General features: G+C 64.8%; 23 protein-coding genes, 1 tRNA gene and 1 riboswitch. Of the genes, 13 read left to right on the top strand and 11 right to left on the bottom strand.

The annotated features are described in order from the left end of the window. The first annotated feature begins 76 nt into the window (after window positions 1-76). Window positions 77-156, top strand: a riboswitch (ZMP/ZTP riboswitch). Window positions 157-171: 15 nt separating this feature from the next. The 6 genes from RX327_RS23355 (at window position 172) to RX327_RS23330 (ending at window position 4,376) form a co-directional block, all read left to right on the top strand. Further along, window positions 172-1,101 carry a bifunctional 5,10-methylenetetrahydrofolate dehydrogenase/5,10-methenyltetrahydrofolate cyclohydrolase gene (locus tag RX327_RS23355; RefSeq protein ID WP_050385692.1) on the top strand — a complete coding sequence of 310 codons (930 nt, stop codon included), beginning with the start codon at window positions 172-174 and terminating at the stop codon, window positions 1,099-1,101. 63 nt (window positions 1,102-1,164) lie between these two features. After that, entirely contained in the window at window positions 1,165-1,617 is a 453-nt protein-coding gene (locus tag RX327_RS23350) for a MaoC/PaaZ C-terminal domain-containing protein (protein WP_050385693.1), read from the top strand. 227 nt (window positions 1,618-1,844) lie between these two features. Next, window positions 1,845-2,273 carry a zinc-ribbon domain containing protein gene (locus RX327_RS23345; RefSeq protein WP_193395243.1) on the top strand — a complete coding sequence of 143 codons (429 nt, stop codon included), beginning with the start codon at window positions 1,845-1,847 and terminating at the stop codon, window positions 2,271-2,273. Between the two features lie 224 nt (window positions 2,274-2,497). Next, window positions 2,498-2,791, top strand: a complete 294-nt coding sequence (locus RX327_RS23340) for a hypothetical protein (protein WP_028337629.1) — start codon at window positions 2,498-2,500, stop codon at window positions 2,789-2,791. Between the two features lie 224 nt (window positions 2,792-3,015). Continuing rightward, on the top strand, window positions 3,016-3,387 hold the full coding sequence (locus tag RX327_RS23335; RefSeq protein ID WP_016846479.1) for a hypothetical protein: 372 nt from the start codon (window positions 3,016-3,018) through the stop codon (window positions 3,385-3,387). 5 nt (window positions 3,388-3,392) lie between these two features. Further along, window positions 3,393-4,376 carry a hypothetical protein gene (locus RX327_RS23330; protein WP_152977720.1) on the top strand — a complete coding sequence of 328 codons (984 nt, stop codon included), beginning with the start codon at window positions 3,393-3,395 and terminating at the stop codon, window positions 4,374-4,376. 26 nt (window positions 4,377-4,402) lie between these two features. Here the strand turns inward: RX327_RS23330 and RX327_RS23325 are convergent, their stop codons facing one another. Next, on the bottom strand, window positions 4,403-5,548 hold the full coding sequence (locus RX327_RS23325) for an alkane 1-monooxygenase (protein ID WP_050385695.1): 1,146 nt from the start codon (window positions 5,546-5,548) through the stop codon (window positions 4,403-4,405). Window positions 5,549-5,704: 156 nt separating this feature from the next. Between RX327_RS23325 and RX327_RS23320 the strand changes: the two genes are divergently transcribed. Then, entirely contained in the window at window positions 5,705-6,715 is a 1,011-nt protein-coding gene (locus tag RX327_RS23320) for a helix-turn-helix domain-containing protein (protein WP_317247236.1), read from the top strand. 281 nt (window positions 6,716-6,996) lie between these two features. On the opposite strand, the gene RX327_RS23315 is transcribed toward RX327_RS23320, so the two are convergent. Together RX327_RS23315 and RX327_RS23310 are read right to left on the bottom strand one after the other, a co-directional pair. Then, window positions 6,997-7,073 (bottom strand) — tRNA-Arg (locus RX327_RS23315). Window positions 7,074-7,173: 100 nt separating this feature from the next. Next, on the bottom strand, window positions 7,174-7,446 hold the full coding sequence (locus RX327_RS23310) for a hypothetical protein (RefSeq protein WP_028337633.1): 273 nt from the start codon (window positions 7,444-7,446) through the stop codon (window positions 7,174-7,176). A 212-nt stretch (window positions 7,447-7,658) separates the two neighbouring features. Between RX327_RS23310 and RX327_RS23305 the strand changes: the two genes are divergently transcribed. Then, the gene (locus tag RX327_RS23305) at window positions 7,659-8,105 is read left to right on the top strand and encodes a hypothetical protein (RefSeq protein ID WP_317247235.1); all 447 of its coding nucleotides are present in this window, start codon (window positions 7,659-7,661) and stop codon (window positions 8,103-8,105) included. 63 nt (window positions 8,106-8,168) lie between these two features. Here the strand turns inward: RX327_RS23305 and RX327_RS23300 are convergent, their stop codons facing one another. Then, window positions 8,169-10,433, bottom strand: a complete 2,265-nt coding sequence (locus tag RX327_RS23300) for a cation:proton antiporter (RefSeq protein WP_317247234.1) — start codon at window positions 10,431-10,433, stop codon at window positions 8,169-8,171. 218 nt (window positions 10,434-10,651) lie between these two features. Between RX327_RS23300 and RX327_RS23295 the strand changes: the two genes are divergently transcribed. Next, window positions 10,652-10,774 (top strand): hypothetical protein, encoded by a 123-nt coding sequence (locus RX327_RS23295; protein WP_256438759.1) that lies wholly within the window; start codon window positions 10,652-10,654, stop codon window positions 10,772-10,774. A 433-nt stretch (window positions 10,775-11,207) separates the two neighbouring features. On the opposite strand, the gene RX327_RS23290 is transcribed toward RX327_RS23295, so the two are convergent. The 4 genes from RX327_RS23290 to RX327_RS23275 all read right to left on the bottom strand — a co-directional run bounded on the left by RX327_RS23290 (window position 11,208) and on the right by RX327_RS23275 (window position 12,967). After that, window positions 11,208-11,510, bottom strand: a complete 303-nt coding sequence (locus tag RX327_RS23290) for a hypothetical protein (RefSeq protein ID WP_050385697.1) — start codon at window positions 11,508-11,510, stop codon at window positions 11,208-11,210. A gap of 13 nt (window positions 11,511-11,523) precedes the next feature. Beyond that, window positions 11,524-11,742, bottom strand: a complete 219-nt coding sequence (locus RX327_RS23285; protein ID WP_028337636.1) for a hypothetical protein — start codon at window positions 11,740-11,742, stop codon at window positions 11,524-11,526. An 85-nt stretch (window positions 11,743-11,827) separates the two neighbouring features. Next, the gene (locus RX327_RS23280) at window positions 11,828-12,055 is read right to left on the bottom strand and encodes a hypothetical protein (protein ID WP_028337637.1); all 228 of its coding nucleotides are present in this window, start codon (window positions 12,053-12,055) and stop codon (window positions 11,828-11,830) included. Between the two features lie 96 nt (window positions 12,056-12,151). Then, window positions 12,152-12,967: an AraC family transcriptional regulator gene (locus RX327_RS23275; RefSeq protein WP_028337638.1), complete on the bottom strand. Its 816-nt coding sequence runs from the start codon at window positions 12,965-12,967 to the stop codon at window positions 12,152-12,154. Window positions 12,968-13,082: 115 nt separating this feature from the next. Here RX327_RS23275 and RX327_RS23270 point away from each other — a divergent pair, with 115 nt between their 5' ends. Further along, window positions 13,083-14,267, top strand: coding sequence for an MFS transporter (locus RX327_RS23270; protein WP_283087626.1), 1,185 nt, complete (start codon window positions 13,083-13,085; stop codon window positions 14,265-14,267). Window positions 14,268-14,407: 140 nt separating this feature from the next. After that, window positions 14,408-14,782, top strand: a complete 375-nt coding sequence (locus tag RX327_RS23265) for a hypothetical protein (RefSeq protein ID WP_244482317.1) — start codon at window positions 14,408-14,410, stop codon at window positions 14,780-14,782. A 30-nt stretch (window positions 14,783-14,812) separates the two neighbouring features. Here the strand turns inward: RX327_RS23265 and RX327_RS23260 are convergent, their stop codons facing one another. After that, on the bottom strand, window positions 14,813-15,640 hold the full coding sequence (locus RX327_RS23260; RefSeq protein WP_028337641.1) for a hypothetical protein: 828 nt from the start codon (window positions 15,638-15,640) through the stop codon (window positions 14,813-14,815). A gap of 493 nt (window positions 15,641-16,133) precedes the next feature. Between RX327_RS23260 and RX327_RS23255 the strand changes: the two genes are divergently transcribed. Continuing rightward, on the top strand, window positions 16,134-17,006 hold the full coding sequence (locus RX327_RS23255; RefSeq protein ID WP_317247233.1) for a DMT family transporter: 873 nt from the start codon (window positions 16,134-16,136) through the stop codon (window positions 17,004-17,006). Here the strand turns inward: RX327_RS23255 and RX327_RS23250 are convergent. Next, window positions 17,003-18,466, bottom strand: coding sequence for a deoxyribodipyrimidine photo-lyase (locus tag RX327_RS23250; protein WP_317247232.1), 1,464 nt, complete (start codon window positions 18,464-18,466; stop codon window positions 17,003-17,005). The genes RX327_RS23255 and RX327_RS23250 overlap by 4 nt on opposite strands. Window positions 18,467-18,487: 21 nt before the next feature. Beyond that, a complete protein-coding gene (locus RX327_RS23245; RefSeq protein ID WP_028136955.1) occupies window positions 18,488-19,147 on the bottom strand; it encodes a peroxiredoxin in 660 nt (219 codons plus the stop codon). A 388-nt stretch (window positions 19,148-19,535) separates the two neighbouring features. Here RX327_RS23245 and RX327_RS23240 point away from each other — a divergent pair, with 388 nt between their 5' ends. Then, on the top strand, window positions 19,536-20,117 hold the full coding sequence (locus tag RX327_RS23240; RefSeq protein WP_317247231.1) for a hypothetical protein: 582 nt from the start codon (window positions 19,536-19,538) through the stop codon (window positions 20,115-20,117). Window positions 20,118-20,143: the final 26 nt, after the last annotated feature.

The raw sequence follows: 20,143 nt of genomic DNA, 5'->3' as shown, positions 1-20,143 counted from the left end.
AAGTGAGGGCAATTCGTCGCCGCTCGACCCGCGGGAGAGCGTGAATTGCCTTTGCCCGGCGGGGCGGCTATGACGACGCCATCTGCGCGACTGGCGCTTGGATGGACCACCATCGGGGAGCGCAGAGACTGAACGCCGCGCGCCTGGGCACCGCTTCGAAACGGAGGTGCCATGACGGCGAACATTCTCGATGGGCATGCACATGCCCAAATTGTCATCGACAAGATTGCTGGCGAACTCGACCGGCTGCCCCGCGCGCCGGGGCTTGCGGTCGTGCTGGTCGGCTGTGATCCGGCGAGCCAGATCTATGTGCAGAGCAAGGTCAGGATGGCCGGACGGCTCGGCCTGCGCGGCGAGGTCGCACGCCTGCCGGATGATGCCAGCGAGGCCGATCTGCTTGCCGGAGTAGAGGCGCTCAATGCGCGCGACGATATCGACGGCATCCTCGTGCAGCTGCCGTTGCCGGCGCATATCGACGCCTTGCGCGTGATGGCGGCGGTCGATCCCGCCAAGGACGTCGACGGCCTGCACGCCCTGAACGCCGGCCGGCTGTTTCACGGCGACGATGCGCTGGTGCCGTGCACGCCGCTCGGCTGTCTCCGGCTGATCAAATCGACCCTGCCGGACCTCACCGGCGCCCATGCCGTGGTGATCGGCAGCTCCAACATCGTCGGCAAGCCGATGGCCGCGCTGCTGCTGCAGGAGCACGCGACCGTGACCCAGACCCATATCCACACCCGCGGCATCAGCAGGATCTGCCGCGAGGCCGACATCCTGGTGAGCGCGGTGGGCAAGGCGGGCCTCGTGCGCGGCGACTGGATCAAGCCGCAGGCCATCGTCATCGATGTCGGCACCACGCGTGTCGAGAAGCCGGACGGCGGCTATGCGGTGTGCGGCGACGTCTCGTTCGACGAGGCGGTACAGGTCGCCGGTGCGATCACGCCGGTGCCGCGCGGCGTCGGCCCGATGACGATCGCCTGCCTGATGGAAAACACGCTGAAGGCCGCAAAGGCGAGGGCGGCCCGGCTGCAATGGCGCGGGATACCTGCGGCGATATGCGAGGGGCGGGTGTCGCTCGCGTATCGCGCGCGAAGTTCATGACGTCCGGGGTAATGGAAAGCCCGCACCATTCGTCTATCGTCGCGCGACAGATGGAGGCGCCCGATGCTGTATGCGGAAGATCTCACCGAGGGCCAGACGTTCAAGCTTGGCAGCTATACGATCGGCGAGGCCGAGATCCTGGAGTTCGCCGGCAAATATGATCCGGTGCCGATCCATGCCGATCCCGTCGCGGCTGCGGCCGGCCCGTTCGGCGGACTGATCGCAAGCGGCTTCAACACCATTGCGATCTATCAGCGGCTCGTCGTGGAGGCGATCTGGACCAAGGTGGCGGGGATCGTCGGGCGGAGCTTCGAGATTCGCCTGCCGAGCCCGGTTCGGCCCGGCGCCACGCTCACCGGCCAATCCCAGATCCAGAAGATCACCATCAGGCCGGAGCGGCGCGACGCTGTCGTGATCTTCAAGACGGAGCTGGTCAACGACGAGCAGCGCCCGGTTCTTGTCCTCGTGCTCGACGCGCTGATCCGCATGCGGCCGGCGGAGCAGGGGCGGGCATAGGCGCGGCCTGAGGGGCATCCCGAAGTCATCCGCCTCGGACGGCCGTCAGCGCCTCTACGTGTTCCCCGCACGCGACCTTGTCGTCGCGCAATGTTGCGGCAATTATGACAAGCCGGCGGCAGAACAGCAGCGCATCAATGACGTCATCATCGACGAGGTCGTGCTGCCCGGTAGTTGGTTCAGCTACGCGCTGTGGGGCATCGGCCTGGACGGATGTGGGCGTGAAGATGGGCGTGAAGAGCAACAAGCGGAAGCGCGGGGAGATCGAAGCCAAGCGGCGCAAGGCCGAGGAGTGGCGCCGCATGCAGGCGCAGCGCGCCGCCGAACAGCGCCGTCTCCATGAGTACAAGATTGCGCTGGCGCGCGGCGAGGTTGCCGTGGTGACGAGCGCGCTGGCGCCTTCGAACAGCTATTCGACCCCCGACTTCGTCCTGCGCGGAACCTATCGACCCGAGCCTTTCGTCTGCAAGGACTGCGGCGTTGCCGAGGTCTGGACGCCGTTGCAGCAGAAGTGGTGGTACGAGACCGCCAAGGGCGACGTGTTCACCAAGGCGGCGCGCTGCCGGGCCTGCCGCAGCAAGGAGCGTGCGCGCAAATCCGCCGCGCGCCGTGTGCATCTGGAAGGGCTCGCAAGGAAGAAGCCTCCCGTCTCGTAGCGATGGGCGTGACTTCAGAGTCGCACTTCACGTCCGATACGCGGGGAACCGCTGCGCAGGCGGTCAATGCGTCGCGCGTGCGGAACGTTTCGGTGCCTGATCGGTTCGAGACCTTGAAGCCCCCGATGTGGGGTGCGGGCGGGGAGGAACCAGCCAAGGAAAACTTGTCAAGGAAACCTGTCAAGGAAGCCATCGCGGCCGGAACCAACGAGAAGGAGCAGCGGATGAAACTCAATTCCACGCAAGTCAAGCAGACCATGACGCAACTGAATGCCCAGGTGCTTCCGGACGATCACCCGGCCGTGGCGCAACTGAACAGCGTGTTCGGTGAGCACACATTCTTCGTCGACACCAGCGGGCTCAAGGTGCTCGAACCTGCCCAGACCTCCGACATGTCGGGGCAGACCGGCGAAGTCGTCAGTCTCGCCGAATGGAGCGATCCGGAGCTGACGTCGCTTCGGCCGCACGAGCCGGAGCCGACCGGCGTGCTCATCGCGCTTGAACCCAGCAAGCACTGAAGCGTTTTCGCGCGCAAGCAAACGCAACCAAGCAAGGGGATTGAGAGCATGATCCGATTCAATCGGATCATGCTCTTTGTGCTGCATCGCGCGGCAGCCGCGATCGGCCGTCCTGGTGGCGACAGCCCCGACGTCACATCAAGAGGTGCCGAAAGTCACATGGCAAATCAGCGCCGCCTGCGTATGCATCGGTTTGAGATGGGTATCCAGGCGGTGAGGGGCAGATGGGGATCGTGCGGCGCTGGAGCCCTGACGAGGACGAGAAGCTCAGAGAACTCGCCAGGGCCGGCAAGAACGCTCTCGAGATCAGCAACGAACTGACCCGCAGCGCTTCGGCCGTGCGCCGGCGCGCCGAGGTCCTGTCGGTCCTGATCATGGCAAAGGCGTTTCGCGCGCGCCCCTCGCATGTCGCCACCCATCTCGAGCGGGTCGCGATCGACGCAATCCGCAACCGCCGTCCGTTTCCCGCGGGCGTCGGCCCGAGCACCATTGCCGGAATGATCGAGAAGGGCTGGATCGTCCCGGAGATGGGGCGCAGATACAACGTGACCGATGCCGGCGTGGAGGCCGTGCGGCGGAAGATTCCGAGCGGCTGAAAGGAATGCCGGCTGCACGCCGGGCGCGCCATGCCGAAGCGGCTTGCGCATCCGGCGGGGAAGGCGGACCATTCGCGACCGAATGTAAGATTTCGCGCCCGAGACGGACGCCCCGTCCGTTCAATCATCGGGGGGCACGACGACCTGCGGCCTCTCTGTGTCCTCTTCAGCCCACCGATCCGATTGCGCCGATGCTCAACGCCCAGCTAGCCCAAGCCGACCGATACCAAGCCGACCGATACCAGCGTTTCGCCGATCTCGCTGTCACCGTCGGTGACGCGATCAATGCGATCGCCGGGTTGAATCCGGCTCAGCGTACCGACGTGGACTTCCTCGAACGCGAATTCATCCCGGCACTGGGGCTCAATGACGAACTGCTTCATGAGCAGCCGCCGGAACTGGCGCCGAACTTCGGCAAGGGCCTCCACCTTTGGCAATACCCGAACCAGCTTGCGCCATACCTCGCCTGGCTTGCCCGCAATTCGTCCGGCGTCTCCTCGTACATGGAAATCGGCTGCCGCTGGGGCGGCATGTTCATCCTTGTTACTGAGTGGCTCAGGAACAGCGGCGCCGACCTGAAGACCGTGATTGCACTCGATCCGATCGCGCCGACGCCCTTTATCTCGACCTATTTCGATCTGCTGCAGCAGCAGGCCGCTATCGAACCGATCTACATGCAGGATTTTTCGACCTCCCCGCTGGTCGGTGCGCATGTCGACCGGCTGAAGCCGGACTTCGTCTTTATCGACGGCGATCACAGCCTGCGCGGTGCGCTACAGGATCATCTGCTGGTGCGTTCCCACGCCCGCATCATCGTGCATCATGACATCCATTCCCAGGCCTGTCCCGATACCACGCTGCTCTGGAAGGCGCTGAAGCAGTTGGAAGCGCCAAGCTTCGATACGTTCGAATTCACCAGCCAGTATCCGTCGGTGAATGGCTCATTCCTCGGCATCGGCGCCATGAAGCGGCGATCGGCGCAGATGTAGGACCGGGAGCCGGGCAATCGCCGCGATCACGAGCTCGCGGGCCGATCGCGGAGGTTCAGCTTGCTCTTGTCGCCGCCGGCCCAGGCCAGGGTCTTTGGGTCCATCACGCGGAACCAGAGCGGCGGGATCGCCGCCAGCCCGAACATGCCGGTGTAGCCGTTCGGCAGCCGCGGGATGTCGTCGAAATCGCGCAGCGACTGGTAGGGGCGCATCGGGTTGGCGTGGTGGTCGGAGTGACGTTGCAGGTGGAACGTCATCAGGTTCGAGACGATGTGGTTGGTATTCCAGGAGTGGCGCGGCTCGACGGCCTGGTAGCGGCCGTTCGGCAGCTTCTCGCGCAGCAGCCCGTAGTGCTCGACATAGTTGGCCTGGGTCAGCGCGTACCAGCCGAGGAAATGGTGCGCGACGATGAAGGGCGCGACCTTCCAGCCGAACAGCGCGATCAGGACGGCCGCGACGACGAGCGTCAGCGCAAAGCCTTGCAGGATCTCGTTGTTGACCGACCAGACCGGCTCGCCGCGCCGGGTCAGCCGTTCGGCTTCATTGCGCCAGCCGCGCTTGAAGGCGCCGGGCAGCTCGCGCGTTGCGAACGCATAGATCGATTCACCGAAGCGCGCGCTGGCGGGATCCTCGGGGGTTGCGACCCAGGTGTGATGGCCGCGATTGTGCTCGACGCGGAAATGCGCGTAGCCGACCGCGCAGTTGGCGAGCATGCCGAACAGGATGTTGAGCCTGTCCGGCTTGTGGCCGAGTTCGTGCCCGATCAACAGCGCGCCGCCATTGATGGTGCCGACGCCGAGCAGCAAGGCGACATAGGACCACCACGGCAGATCCTGGGTGCCGAAGAACGCAATCAGCGCGACGTAGTTGATCCAGGGAAACACCACGGTGATGCGCGCGAGCCGCAGGTAATAGGGATCGGCCTCCATCGCGGCGACCACTTCCGCCGGCGGATTGTGGGTGTCTTCGCCGAACACGACGTCGAGCAGCGGGATCAGGATGAAGATGAAGACGAAGGGGATCAGCGTCACCAGCGCATTGTGCGTCCGCAGGAACAGCCAGTAAGACAACAGTGGGATCAGCGGCGGAATGAACGAGAGCATCCAGAGATAGCGTTTGCCGTCCCGGTAGGTGATCGTTTCGCCAGCAGCATTGGTGCCCGTGAAGATCATCGCATTCCCTCCAGCGTCTCTTGCGAGGCGGCGTTTTATTGGGCCGAGCATGCCGCGAGGCGGGCCTGCGCCGCCAGTTCACAACAGGCCAATCTTGTGGCATTTTGCGCCAAGCCTGTTCGGCCGGACGCTCGCGAGGGGGAGGTCGCCGACGCCATGCACGGATCGGAATCCGATACCCTTCGCACGCCGGTGTCCGCGGCCTATGCGCGGGCCCTGGTGCGGGCATTTGGCCAGACGCGAAGCGATCGCGACGATCTGCTGAAGGGCACCGGAATTCGGCTCGACGCGCTCGACCAGCCCGGCGCTCACATGCCGGTATCCTCGCTGGTGGTGCTGGCGGCCAACATCACCCGCCGGCATGGCGAACTGTGGCCGTTGTCGGCCGCGACGGTGTGGTCGACATCGCTGCAAGGCGCGCTCGACGTCGCGACCAGGACGGCTCCGACCATCGCGGATGCGTTGGCGACCGGCGTGCGTTTCGGGTCGACCCGCGCGCCCTTCGTCCGCAACCGGCTCCGCAAGACCGCGCGCGCGATCCAGATCGAAATCTCTCCCGCCGTCGCGATGGACGAAGCGCTGTGGCACGCCGTGGCGCTGGCGGTCAGCCTCAACGTGCACGCGGTGTACGTCCAGCTGCTCGAGGATGCGATCGGTGAGGCGACGCTGCAATTTCCCTGGCCGCCGCCTGCGGGCGCGGAGCGGCTGCTCGAGCATTATTCCTGCGCGGTGAAGTTCAACGCTGCCGCCTTCATCTTCGAGGTACCGAAAGCGCTTGGCGCGCGGCCGTCGCCGTTTGCCGATCCGCAATTGCACGCCAAGGCCATCGAAGCGCTCGAGGCGATCGAAAATCCGCAGCCCGACACCACGGCGCTGGCGGGGATCGTCGAGCGCCTGATCGCGGCCCGCCTGCCGCGGCGTCTCGCTGAGGAGGAGGCCGCGCGCCTCGTCGGCACCTCGCGGCGAACGCTGGTGCGGCGGCTCGCCGAGACCGGCAGCGCCTTCCGCCCGCTGCTCGACGGCGTGCTGCGCGAGCGCGCAAGGATCATGCTCGCGGCCGGCACCCAATCGCGCGACGAAATGGCGGCCGCGCTCGGCTACACCGATGCGACGAGCTTCAGCCGGGCGTGCCGGCGGTGGTTCGGAGAGAAGGGCGGGCGGGGTTAGGGCGCGGTTGACGCCTCGCGCAAGCCCACAGACCTGGTGGACGGTACGCAGACTTAAACGATGCCGATCCCGTCAATGCGTATGCAGGGCGTCGTAGGCGTGAGCAAAAAACACAGCGGCGCTGAGGAGCAGCAGCGCGACAATGGTCGCTTCCATCATGACACTTCCCCATTATTGTTTGGGAGAAGTGGTACCGGTCAAATGTTTCCGCCAGGTTTCGTCCGCTGGTGAAAATGGTTTCGTGGCTGCCGTCGCACGCTGCCACGGGGGCGTCCAAATCGTGGCGCGCTCGGAAGGATTCGAACCTCCGACCCTCGGAATCGAAATCCGATGCTCTATCCAGCTGAGCTACGAGCGCGTTGCGGGTCGATTATCAGACTTGGGCGGGGAGGGCCAGCAGGCACGAAGCGCGGCACCCGGCGGTGCCGGCGCCCCGGCGGTCCTCTCCCTTAAAGCCGTCAGAAGCAGGGATGCCGTCGGTGGTCCTGGCCGATATAGGCGGCCGCGCCCTGGTAGCACTTGTTGCGCGGGGAGCCATCGTAATAGGCGAACGTGCCGGCAGTCGGGCCGGGGCCGTAATTGTGCAAATAGCTGATGTGGTAGGGCAGGCCCCAATGGGCGTGGTGGTGATGCCGGTGGTGGCGCGGATGGGCCGTGAGGTCGGCCGCAGCCGCCGGGGTCAGGGCCATCACGGCCAGAGCGAGGGCGGCGAAAAGCTTGGTCTTGGTCATGGGCGGCCTCCGGTCATTTACGGGAATCGGCATTGTGGGCCGCCCCGGGGCCCATTTAACCTGGAATCGGGGCCAAAAGCTGCGGGAAATCAGTCACAGCGCGCCAAATTTTGCCTTTTTGCGGATGCTTAACGGATTGCCAACACAGTCCGGCCAGAGTCTTGCGGTCAGGTCCGCCCGGGCCCGGCCTTTCCCGCGGTTTCGAACGATCCATGCGCATCACGCCCCTTGTCGCCTTGCTGCTCTCGGTTCTGGCCGCGACGCCCGCGCGGGCGGTGTTGCACATTACCCGCGACCATGGCGGCTATGTCGAGGAGTACAAGGCCAAGTACAAGCGCGTGCGCGAGAAAGGCGAGCGCGTCATCATCGACGGCATCTGCAATTCGGCCTGCACGCTCGTGCTCGGCATCGTGCCGATGAACAAGATTTGCGTGACGCCGCGCGCGAGCCTCGGTTTCCACCAGGCCTATTACGACAAGGCGTTCACCTTCGGCATCAAGGTCACCAGCGCCGAAGGCACCTCCGATCTCATGTCCTACTACCCCGACAAGGTGAAGGACTGGATTCGTCGCAATGGTGGACTCACCACCGACATGAAGAAGATCAAGAACGGCGTCGAGCTCTGGAAGATCATCGATCCCTGTCCGGAAGAATGGTAGGCGCGGACGCGCTCGCGCTTCGAACCTCCTCAGGTCTCTCTTGGGGCTTCAAGTCTTGGGATTTCAGGTCCTGGGCCTGACGTCGCCATCCGACACCAGCAGCACGGACGCCTTCGACTTGCCAAGCACGGCCGTGGCGACGCTGCCGAAATTCAGGCTGTCGCCCTGGATGCGGTCGACGCCGATCACAACGAGGTCTGCCCGGCTTGACGCGATCTCCTGCTGGATCGCGACCTCAGGTGCGGTGTTGGCGCGCAGCCGCGTCGTCACGTTGATGTCGTAGCGCGCCGCGGTCGCCGCGATGTCCTTCAGGATTGCTTCCTCATGCGCCAGCGACATACTGGGGCTGGTGCGGCGGGCGCCCTTGTCGCGCGTGGTCGAGACATAGACCACCTGCAGCGGCTCGCTCGAAAGGCGCGCCAGCGCGATCGCGACCTCGGCTCCGCGCCGTGAGACGTTGCTGCCCGAGACCGGCACCAGGATCTTCCGCGCATTCGCCGTCGGCTCTTTCTCGTGTACGCCCTTGGCGGCCGCGATCGCCAGCGGGCCGTCGAAGCCGGAGGTCAGGTCGTCGAGCTGCCGGTCGAAGCCGCCATCGGGGCCGGCGACCGCGTCCATGCCGACCACCAGCAGGTCGAAACCTTTTTTGGCTTCCTCGGCGATCGCCTCCGCCGCCGTCTCCTCGCGGGCGCGGCTGATGACGTCGACATTGCCGCCGCCGTCGGCATCGGCTTCGGCGCTCGCCTTGGCCGCGTTGATGACCGCCGCCTCGGGGCTCTCCTCATCGGCACGGTTCTTCTCCTGCAGCTTGGCGTTGGCGCCGACATGCAGCACCGTGATCGGCAGACCGCGCCCGCCGGCGAGCTGGCCGGCGAGATGCGCGGCGAATGTCGCGTTGCTGCTCTCGTCGACCGCGAGCAGCAGGCGCTCGAGATTGGCGACGAAGCCGCGCTTCTCGAATTCTTCGCGCTCCAGCCGCTCCCTCTCCTCCTCGTTCATCGGGAGCCTCGCCAGCGCCGCGCGCAGCATCGGCGGCATCGCCATCGTGGTCACGATCGCCATGGTCACGATCATCGTGAACAGGTTCTGGCTGAGCACGCCGATGGAGAGGCCGATGGTGGCGATGATGACCTCGGTCGAGCCGCGCGCGTTCATGCCGCTGGCGAGCGCATAGGACTCCTGCCGGGTCAGCCCGCCGAGCGCACCGCCGACAAAGGCGCCGCCGAACTTGCCGACGCTCGCAATCAGCACCAGCGCCGCGGTCAACCCCAGCACCGACGGATCCTTCAGCACCGAGAGATCGGCGCTGAGGCCGGCGAGGCCGAAGAACACCGGCATGAAGAAGCTCGAGATCAGTCCGCGCAGGCGCTCGTCGATCTGCCGCGTCAGGATCGGGGACTCGCCGACCAGGATGCCGGCGACGAAGGCGCCCAACACGGTGTGGACGCCGATCAGATGCGTGATCATCGCCATGACGCTCATCAACAGCAGGATCACGGTGATGACGGCCGCCGCGCTGACGAGATTGTCGTTGGCCCAGCGGATCAGCAGGAACACCAGGCGGCGGCCGATGGTGAAGCTGACGGCGAGGAAGGCCAGCGTGCCGAACAGCGCCTGCGCGACCGAGAGGAGATCGAGCGTGCCGTGCGAGGCCAGGCTGAAGATGACCGCGATGATGATCCAGCCGATGGTGTCGTCGATGACGGCGGTTGCGACGATGATCTGCCCGACATTGCGGCGCATGAAGTTCATCTCGCGCACCACCACGGCGACGATCTTCACCGAGGAGATCGACAGTGCGGTGCCCATGAACAGCGAGGCGATCAGCCGCGCTTCGGGATGCGGCAGCAGGCCGTCGGGAAGGAATTCGCCGAGCACGAAGCCGCACACGAACGGCACCGCGATGCCCGCCACCGAGATCGTGGTCGCGGCGCGGCCGACCTTCCGCACCAGCTTGAGGTCGGTATCCATGCCCGTCAGCAGCAACAGGAGCAGGATGCCGAACTGCGCAATGCCGTCGATCAGCGCCTTCTGCTCGCCGGACGGCGGAAAGATCACGCCGTGCGCCGACGGCCACAGCCAGCCGAACAGCGACGGTCCGAGCAGAATGCCGGCGAGCAGTTCGCCGATCACCGAGGGCTGACCGATCCGCTGCATGACCTCGCCGAGCCCGCGGCCGACCGCGATCAGCAGCACGATCTGGACGATCAGGAGGAATTCGGATGGCTTGCTCGCCTTGTCGCCCGCGGCGTCGGCTGCCGTGATGCTCACGAGCAGGATGACGGTCGCCCAAATCGCCGGTTGAAGCCGCCCCCAGCGGATCACCATGGTATCTCCGATTTCCAATTCCAGCGCGGCTCGGCCGGCTTGCCGCATGCGGTCAACGCCCGGGTTCCGAAAGTGATCCACTGGGTCAGATTTTGGAACGGACGCACCGGCGGTTCGTTTCGCTCATGATGCGTTCATCCTGGTGATGCGAATGTCTCCATGAGCGAGCCTGACCGCCGGAGCGGCTGTGGCTCAGCTCGCGCGAACGGGAGGCTGCGATGGCAACCAGATCCAATCTTTCGAAGGCTGAACTCGCGCGTAGCGTTGCCGGCGCCACATCGGCATTGGTGCTTAGCGCGCTCGTCCTGTTCGTCGCCGCGCATCACCTGAGCGGCGGGTAGGCAGGCGGCGCGTGCCGCACCGATCCATCACAGCAGGAAGGTCCCGATCAGGAGGCCGGCCGCAAATGCCCAAAGCCCGAGGGTGCAGGCCGATATGACCCGGACGAGATTGCGCAAATCCACGTCCTGCCAACTGCTATGGGACCGATACGTCAATTGCAGGCACCCCCTGCGGTGGCCGCCTTTGCTTCGCTTTTGCTTCCTGGCCTGACAGCCTGTTCCCGATAGGTGCCGAAATGAAGGCAACCGGTGGTGGCGCCCGATCACGCATTTGCGAGCCGTCGCCTAAGGCGCGATGAGATCGGGTCCCGTCGTCATCGCGCTTCAGGTTGTTGTTCAAGCATGATCTTTTCGGAAAATCGCTGCGCACTTTCCCCGATCATGCTCGGGCGTGCGGTATTGTCTTGCTGTCTGCGGGGGCGCCCGCGGCCGGTCAAGCGGCCCGGCGTTTGCGGGTGCGTGCCGCCTTTTTCGCCGAGCGCGACCGCTCCGCCGCGGGGCGGCTCGCGGCCGCCTTGCCGCCGAGCTTGCCGCCCTTGCGCGACGGGGAATGATCCTCGCGCGTGCCGCGGCCGGAGCCGCTCTTCTTGCCGCCGTGGGTCTCCTTGTTGACGGTCGCCCATGCGCGCCGCTCGGCCTCGCGATCCGGAACACCACGCGTCTCGTAGCCTTCCTCGATGTGCTCGGCCTGCCGCTTCTGCTTGTCGGTATAACTCGACTTGTCGCCTCTGGGCATCGCGCTCTCCGGTCTATTTTGATCGAGACGTCTGTCGGACTTCGGCCGTGTCGTCGCTCGTCTCGACGACCTCGAATCTGGATCGGCTGAAGCGGCCCAATCCGCTGAGCTCGTAATAGCCGTCACGTTCGATATCCCTTGTCACCTCGTAGACGCGCCCGAGCGACAGCGTGTCCCGCTGCAACGTGTTGTCGACGCAGCGAACGTGAAAAATCTTGCCGGTTTCGGCCATGCGCTCACCCTGAATTGTTGGTCCGGTTCGACGTTACTTATCGCGCAACGTCACGATCGCAACCGGCAACCCTGCCGCGGGCCGATCACGAAATTTCGTTCGGTAACTTCCATTCGGGCGCTGGTTCGAAGACTTCGCCGTCGCCGGGAATTCGCTTCATGTGATAGCCGGCCGGCAGCACCTGGCCCGGCGCTTCATCCGCGACCGGAACGTCGAAGATCAGCCCGCAGATCAGTGCATGTTCCCACGCTTGCTTCTCCGTCGGAAAAGCCTTGTCGATCTGTCTGTCGCGATCGAATAGCGCGTAGGGCATCTGGCATCCTCGATGCATTGGCTCGACGCAGGCGGCTCGCGTGTCTCGTTCGCCCGATATGTCGAAAACGTCCGTTGCCGACCGGTGTTCCTAAATTCACCCACCAGCCGCGAACGCCGAGCCGCTACCTTGCATGATATCGCTGAGATATTTCGCCGGTGGCTTGCCGAGCGCCTTCTTGAACATGGTGATGAAGGCTGTGACGGACTCATAGCCGAGTGCGGACGAGACCTGCTGTACGCTCGCGCCGGCGGAGAGCTCGCGCAACGCGACGATCAAATGAAGTTGCTGGCGCCAGCGCCCGAATGTCAGGCCGGTTTCCCTCAGGATGAGACGCGCCAGACTGCTCTCGCTCAGCGCCACGCGTTCAGCCCATTCGGCCATCGTGCGGCGATCGGCCGGATCATCGGCGAGCGCTGCCGCGATCCGTCGCAAGCGTGGCTCGGGCGAGATCGGCAGATGCAGCTGCTGCAGCGGCATGCGCGGCAATTCGCTCAGCAGCAATTGCGCAACGAGCGTCTCGCTGCCGCCGTCGTGCTGCATGCGGTCGGAAAGCGCGATGATCAGCTCGCGCAGCAAGGGTGAGATCGACAATGTGCAGCAGCGGTCGGGCAGGTCGGCGGCACCGGGCTCGATGAAGACGAAGAAGATCCGCGCATTGGCGGTTGCGATGTTGGTGTGGCGCGTGCCGCCGGGAAGCCAGACGCCGCAATGCGGCGGCACCATCCACAATCCGTTAGGAACGCGACACATCACGCCGCCGCCGAGCGCAAAGACGAGCTGTCCCTTCCGGTGCGCGTGCTCGGCCGCCTCGACCTTGTTGTCGGTGACGTCGAGGCGCACGGCGATGGCCGCCGCCGCGACGTCATCCGGATCAAGGTCCGGCCAGGGATAGCGAAGTTGAAAGCCCATAACGGAGCTGGAAACCCGTCGAGTGACCGAATTTAGCGATCGATAGAATAGATATGTAAATTCTTCCGACAGCCAAGTCGATAGCTTGGTGCATGCAGATGGCCAGGAGCATGCGATGACGATGATTGCGCCGATGCGCACGCTGGGCGGGCAGGGGCTGTTGTTGACGGGGATCCTGCTGATCGCCTCGACGCTCCGCGCGCCCATTACCGGCGTCGCGCCGATGCTCGGCATGATCGGTGAGACCAGCGGGATCAGCGCGGCGGAGGCCGGAATCCTGACGACGCTGCCCTTGCTGGCATTCGCCGCGATCTCACCGGTTGCAGCTGTGCTCGGGCGCGAATGGGGCATCGAGCGGTTGCTGTTCGGTGCGCTGCTTGTCATCGCGGCCGGGATCGCGCTGCGCTCGTCCGGTCCGGTCTGGGCGCTGTTCGCGGGCACCGCCACCATTGGTGCCGGAATCGCCGTTGGAAATGTGCTGCTGCCGAGCCTGCTCAAGCGGGACTTTCCGACTCGCATCGCCAGCCTGACCGGCGCTTACGCGATCACGTCCGCATTGGCCCAGGCGCTCGCATCGGTCGTGGCAATCCCGCTCGCGCAATTGCCGGGATCGAACTGGCATCTCTCGCTTGCGAGCACGCTGATCTTTCCGTTGGTGGCGCTGATAGCCTGGGCACCCCAGCTGGCGACGCACTCGGCCCCGACGGTCGAGCCGGCCTCATCGCCGCATCGCGGGCGCATCTGGCACTCGCTGCTCGCCTGGCAGGTGACCGGCTTCCTCGGCCTGACCTCGCTGGTGTTCTACATCATCATCGGTTGGTTGCCTGCCATCCTCGTGCAGGCAGGCTACCCGGCGGCGACGGCGGGTACGCTGCACGGTGTGCTGCAATTGGCGACCGCGCTTCCCGGCCTGATCCTCGGGCCGATGGTCCGGCGCATGAAGGACCAGCGCGGGATTGCGATTGCCGTGTCGCTTGCAACCTGCGTCTCGCTGCTGGGATTGTGGCAGTGTCCGTCGCTCGCAATGCTGTGGGTCGCGCTGTTCGGCTTCGGAGCGGGTGCAGCCTTCATCCTCGGCTTGACATTCGTCAGCCTGCGAACCTCGCACAGCCACCAGGCGGCCGCGCTGTCGGGCATGGCGCAGTGCCTCGGCTACTCGCTCGCCGCTGCGGGCCCGCCGCTCGCCGGACTTGCCCATGATGCGACCGGAGGCTGGGAGGTTGCGCTCGCGTGCTGCGCCGTCGCGACGGTGCTGATGGCAGTCCTGGGCCGATCAGCCGGCCGCGCGGCGACAATCTGATTGTCGTTCGATGCGGAAATATCGCGAGCCAGATCCGGCTCGCAGCAAGGCGTGGCGGGGGCCGGTCGGTTGTCTGCGTCGCAGGCGCGCGCTAGAGAAGGCGGGAAGCCTCGCAAGCAAGAGCCAAGGGAAGAGCATCGTTGAGGACATCTGCCAGCACGCGCATCGCGATCGGATCGACACTCTTTGCCTTGGCGTCGAGTGTATTCCTTTTTCTGGTTCCTCCGAGTCCGATCGACAGGAACCTGCTGCGTGGCGCCTTCCGCCTTTACAAGGGATATGCGTATCTCATCCCCGTCAAATACGTGGACGGCACGCTCGAGACTGCCCGATTGTACGAAGACGACCGGCTTCTCGGCCCCGCTAACACCGCCCAGCAAGAGATCATCGACAAGGGTGCCGGCCGCTTCGCATTTTACCGGGACACCTGGAATTACTTCGGCCCGGCTTTGATGTTCTCGACAAGCGACAACACCGACCCGAACACCAACGGCAGGAAGTATCACCTGAGATGACGAACTGACGTGCGCTGTGTCCGGCTGTCGTCACGTCGTGCGTATCACGCCCAGTTCCTTCGACCGTTGGAGAAGAGCCGGCCGGTAAGGCGGGGAGGGATCGTCGTCGTCAGGGATGGCGCAATGGCCGAACTCCTGCTGGATGCGCTGGATCTCGACGACCCGATCGTTCAACCGCTGCAGATGCTCAAGCGATGTTGCCTTCCAGTAGCGGAAGGTGTCGAGCGTAACCGGCACGAAGGCGGTGCCGAACAGCGTTGGATCGGGCACGATGGTCCGCCCGAGCAGCAGGTAGCGGTCCTGACCGACGATGACGAGGGTGGCATACGGCCGCCCTTCACTTACCCTGAGGCCCTTCAACGAAAGTTCGCACAGCTTGCTGAAATAGGGTTCCTCGCGCCAGCGGTCGGGATCATCGAGGTCGACCTGCACATTCAGCGCATCGAGCCCGAAATGCGGCACCATGCCCGTGGTCTCGGGAAACCAATCATCATCGAGGTGGCCTTGCAGCCAGGCACAGCTGAATGAGCGGCACTGCCGGGGACGCTCGTGGTAGATTTCGCATCCGCCGCCCGCCAGGATGTGGCTGCAGACCGTATTCACCGGCTTGCCGAGATCGGTCACCTCAAGCACCTTGCAGCAGAGTGTGCATGATCCACATTGCCTGACGGTCGGAGCCACGGGAAAGCCGAGGGCCCACAAGCCTTGTCGTTCGCGGAGGAGCAGCTTCTGCTTCTCCAGCGTGCTCAGTGCACGCTCGACCTTGAGACGCGACAATCTGGTCACGCCGATAATATCTTTCGTCGTCGTCGCGCCGCTCTCGACCGCCCGAACGACGACCAACGCCACTTGATCCATTGTTTTTCTTCTTGTCCGGCTCGTGGCCGGCTCTTCTTGTGCAGTGTTTTTGGCCGCCGGTATTCGGCAACGGTAAATTCCAGTGCAATCCGGAACGTGCCGCGACCGACGGCTGCGAGATTCTACCGAAGCGTATCGGCGAGGGCGGCATGTCGCATCCGATAAACGCGCATGGCATCCCTGAGGACACATCGTCGTGATTGGCAGCACGTGCGGCCGGCGCTTTGCGTCGCATCGCGTGAGAGGACTGGCGAGGCCGGCGAGCTCGCGAGCCGCTGTTGCCACGGCAAGTCGACCCGACGCGCAACTCAGTGAAAACCTACTCAATCTCCTCGCGCACACCACTGACCGCGCAACACACTCAGTGTCGTCCCTGCCTAGTGCGCAATTGCGCACTAGGCAGGGACGACAGTGTGCTTGCGGAACGGGCGCGGCCACCCCACCAAAATTCACGATTGCTGGCTGCCTCGTCTTCAGGCAATGACAGCCTGCAATGAACAAGAGCTTCGAGGAAACTGCCGCTCGTCTGGCGCCGGCGATCTTTGTGGTGCTGTGGAGCACCGGATTCATCGGCACCAAATACGTCATCAACAATGCGGAGCCGCTGACCTATCTGGCGATCCGGATGGCGTTCGTGGTGGTGGTGATGGCGGTCATCGCCGCGATCGCGCGGCCGAAATGGCCCGACCGGATCGGCATCGCGCACAGCGCGGTCGCCGGCATCCTCGTCCACGGCTTCTATCTCGGCGGCACGGCGATCGCGATCGCGCATTCGATTCCTGCCGGGCTCTCTGCGCTGATTCCGGGACTGCAGCCAATCCTGACCTCGACCATCGCCAATCGCTGGCTCGGCGAGAAGGTGACGCCGGTGCAATGGGGCGGACTGGTGCTTGGCCTCGCCGGCGTCGTCTTGATCCTGCACAACCGGCCGATGACGGGTGAGGCGGGGTGGGGCTGGCTTGCCTCGGTGGTCTCGCTGATCAGCATCACGCTCGGTACGCTCTATCAGCGCCGCTACTGCAACCACATCGACTGGCGAGCCGGCAATCTCGTGCAATACATCGCGGTGACGATCTTTTTCGGCATTGGCGCCTTTGTGTTCGAGACCAATGTCGTGCATTGGACCGGCGAGTTCGTGCTGGCGCTGGCCTGGCTGGTGTTGGCGCTCTCGATCGGTTCGATCGGGCTGTTGTACTGGCTGATCCGCCACGCTGCAGCAACCTCGGTCGCGAGCCTGTTCTACCTGGTGCCCGCCGTCACCGCGCTGATGGCCTACGTCTTGTTCGACGAGCGGCTGGATCATGTCGCCATCGCCGGCATGGCCGCCTGCGCCGCGGCGGTGCTGCTGGTCAACCGCCGCGCTTAATTCTTGCGGCGGATCTTGGCATAGGCCGCAAGCGCGCGTTCGCGGCCTTTTTTGTGATCGACGATCGGCGGCGGGTAGGTCTTGCCGAGTTCGATGCCGGCGCTCGCCAGCTCGATCGGTGTTGCTGTCCAGGGCTGGTGGATCAGGTCGTTGGAGAGCTGCGCGAGCTCCGGCACCCAGCGCCTGACATAGCCGCCGGCGGGATCGAACTTCTCGCCTTGCAGGACCGGATTGAAGACGCGGAAATAGGGCGCGGCGTCAGCGCCGCAGCCCGCGACCCATTGCCAGTTCGCTGGGTTGGAGCCGGCATCCGCATCGACCAGCGTGTCCCAGAACCAGGCTTCCCCCTCGCGCCAGTCGATCAGCAGATGCTTGACCAGGAAGGAGGCGACCACCATCCGGACCCGGTTGTGCATCACCCCGGTGTGCCAGAGCTCCCGCAGACCGGCATCGACGATCGGATAGCCGGTGCGCCCGCGCTGCCAGGCCTTCAGCGCGCGGGCGTCGCGTTTCCACGGGAAGGCATCGAAGTGCTCCTGCATGTTCCGCTCAGCCAGGTCGGGGACGTCGAACAGCAAATGGCGGCAGAATTCGCGCCAGCCGAGCTCGCTCAGGAATTTTTCGATGTCGCCGGCAAGGCGCGAGTCTTCCGCGGCGGCGAAGCGGGCCGCGTGCCAGACCTGCCGCGGGCTGATCTCGCCGAAGCGCAGATGCGGCGACAGGCGCGAGGTGCCGTCGCGGTCGGGCCGATCGCGGTCGTCGGCGTAACCGCTGATCCCCTCATCGAGGAATCGCTTCAGCCGCGCCTGCGCCGCGGCTTCACCCGGTATCCAGGTCTCGCGCAGGCCGCCGGCCCAATCCGGCCTGTCGGGCTCAAGCCGCCAGTCGCCGAGGTCCTCGCTGGCGACGCCGCTGACGGATGTGAGCTTCTTCGGAGCCGGCAAAGGCTTTGGCGGATCGCCGAGCGACAGCACGCGCCGCCAGAACGGCGTGAACACGCGCAGGCCCCGGCCATCCTTGTTGCGGATCGCCGAGGGTGGGACGAGCAAATCGCCGGGACAAATCTGCGAAGCAATGCCGTCACTTGCGAGCGTGGATTCAACGTCTCTCGCAATCGCCTGATGCGGTGCCTGCGCGATGTCGTTCCAGAACACGGCGCCCGCGCTGATTTCGCTCGCCAGCGTGGCGATCACGGAGGCGACCGGTCCGGTGCGCAGCACCAGCGTGCCGCCGATCGCCTCAAGGCTGTTGCGAAGCGCGCGCAGCGATTGCGCCAGCCACCAGCGCGTCGCGCCCCCGAGGGGGCGCGGGGCTGGAGGTTTCAGGGTGCGGCTTGCTTCGTCGCGGACATAGAGGCCAACCACGGGCGCGCCGCGGCTGGCTGCTTCGTGGAGGGCCGGGTGATCCGACAGCCGCAGGTCATCACGAAACCAGACGACGATTGGCCGTGCGCGGGTCACCCGGACGCAGTGAGCGTGCCGTTATTTCGGCTGCGGCACGATGCGCAGGTAGGGCTTCGGCTCCTTCCAGCCCTGCGGGTAGATCGTCTTCGCCTCGTCGTTGGAGACCGAGCCCGCGATGATGACGTCATCGCCCTGGGTCCAGTCGGCCGGGGTGGCGACACGATGCTTGGCGGTGAGCTGGAGCGAGTCGATGACGCGCAGGATCTCCTGGAAGTTCCGGCCCGTGGTCATCGGATAGACCAGCACGAGCTTGATCTTCTTGTCCGGCCCGATGATGAAGACGTTACGGACGGTCTGGTTGTCGGCGGCGGTACGCTTGAGGGGATCGCCCGAGATCGCAGCCGGCAGCATGCCGTAGAGCTTCGAGACGTTGTAATCGGTGTCGCCGATCATCGGATAGTTGGGCGCTGCGCCTTGCGTCTCCTTGATGTCCTCCGACCAACGGGCATGGTTGTCGACGGGATCGACCGAGAGCCCCATCAGCTTGACGCCGCGCTTGTCGAATTCCGGCTTCAGCCTGGCGAGCGCGCCGAGCTCGGTGGTGCACACCGGCGTGAAGTCCTTGGGGTGCGAAAACAAGAGCGCCCAGCTATTGCCGATCCAGTCGTGAAACTTGATCTTCCCTTCGGTGGTCTCGGCTTCGAAGTCGGGTGCGGTAGCGCCGATCGGAAGTGTCATGATTTTACCTCATCACATTGAAGTTGCGATTGAATTTGTATTTGAGGCTGTCTGTTTCAGTATAGGACGGGATAAGGCTTAAGTGAACGGGTTCTGAAAAAAGGTGAAACATTTCTTCTTGAGGGTGGAATTCCAAGCAACTTGTTTTGATCCGGATCCCTGCGGCGAAATATCAGCTGCGGCACAAAGGCTTGGAAATGCCCAGATAATGCCGCTTATCGCCGTCATCACGCCGGCCCTGGCTGCTATAGGACTGAACCGTGACGACGTTTAAAGCGACCAAATAGCAACCATCTAAAAATCTCGGAACGCAAGTTCCGAATCATTAACCACTCGTTTACGCCCGCATGGAAAAGCTGGCCTGAGATAGGAATTGAAAGCTCCCACAATGTCTACCCCAAGTACCAAGACCGCTGAGCCTCTCAGCGGTGCGTTGCATCCGTCCTGCCGCGACACCGCGGCTCATGCACTCTCCATCGTGCGGGACGGCGTGATCACGGGCGAAGGCCCGACCACCAAGGGCCGCGTCCACTTCTCCCGCTCGCTCGATGCCGATGACACCGCCTGGTGCCTGCGCATCCTGACCGCGACCGCCGTCAACGACCAGCCGGTCAGCCGGGCCGAGATCGAGGCGCTGTTCGCGATCAACGAGGCCGCGGCCGAGCGCACCGATGGCGGCCGGTTCGACGACCTGCTCGCCAAGGCGGTTGCCCATTGCGCGGCCAGCGCCTCGGGCCTGAAGGTGCCGCCGCGGAGCGTGGCGCTGTCGGCCGACACCGAGATCGAGAGCTGGGCGCCGTGGCAGGGTGCCAAGATGGACACAAAGGTCCTGGAGTGGATCGCGGGCCAGATGCGCGGTCAGCGCCGCACCGGTCGCGCGCTGGCGGCGATGGTGGCGACGCTGGTCGGCGCGACTGCGCTGCCGCTCGCGGCGCAGCTCCCCAACGTGTTCGACATCGGGATGATGTAAGCCATCATCCCGCGTCACTGGAATTC

Origin of the sequence: Bradyrhizobium sp. BEA-2-5, from assembly GCF_032918025.1 — a bacterium.
GTDB classification, from domain to species: domain Bacteria; phylum Pseudomonadota; class Alphaproteobacteria; order Rhizobiales; family Xanthobacteraceae; genus Bradyrhizobium; species Bradyrhizobium pachyrhizi.
The sequence above is the reverse complement of the archived record's forward strand: the minus strand, read 5'-3'. Positions and strand labels throughout refer to the sequence as shown.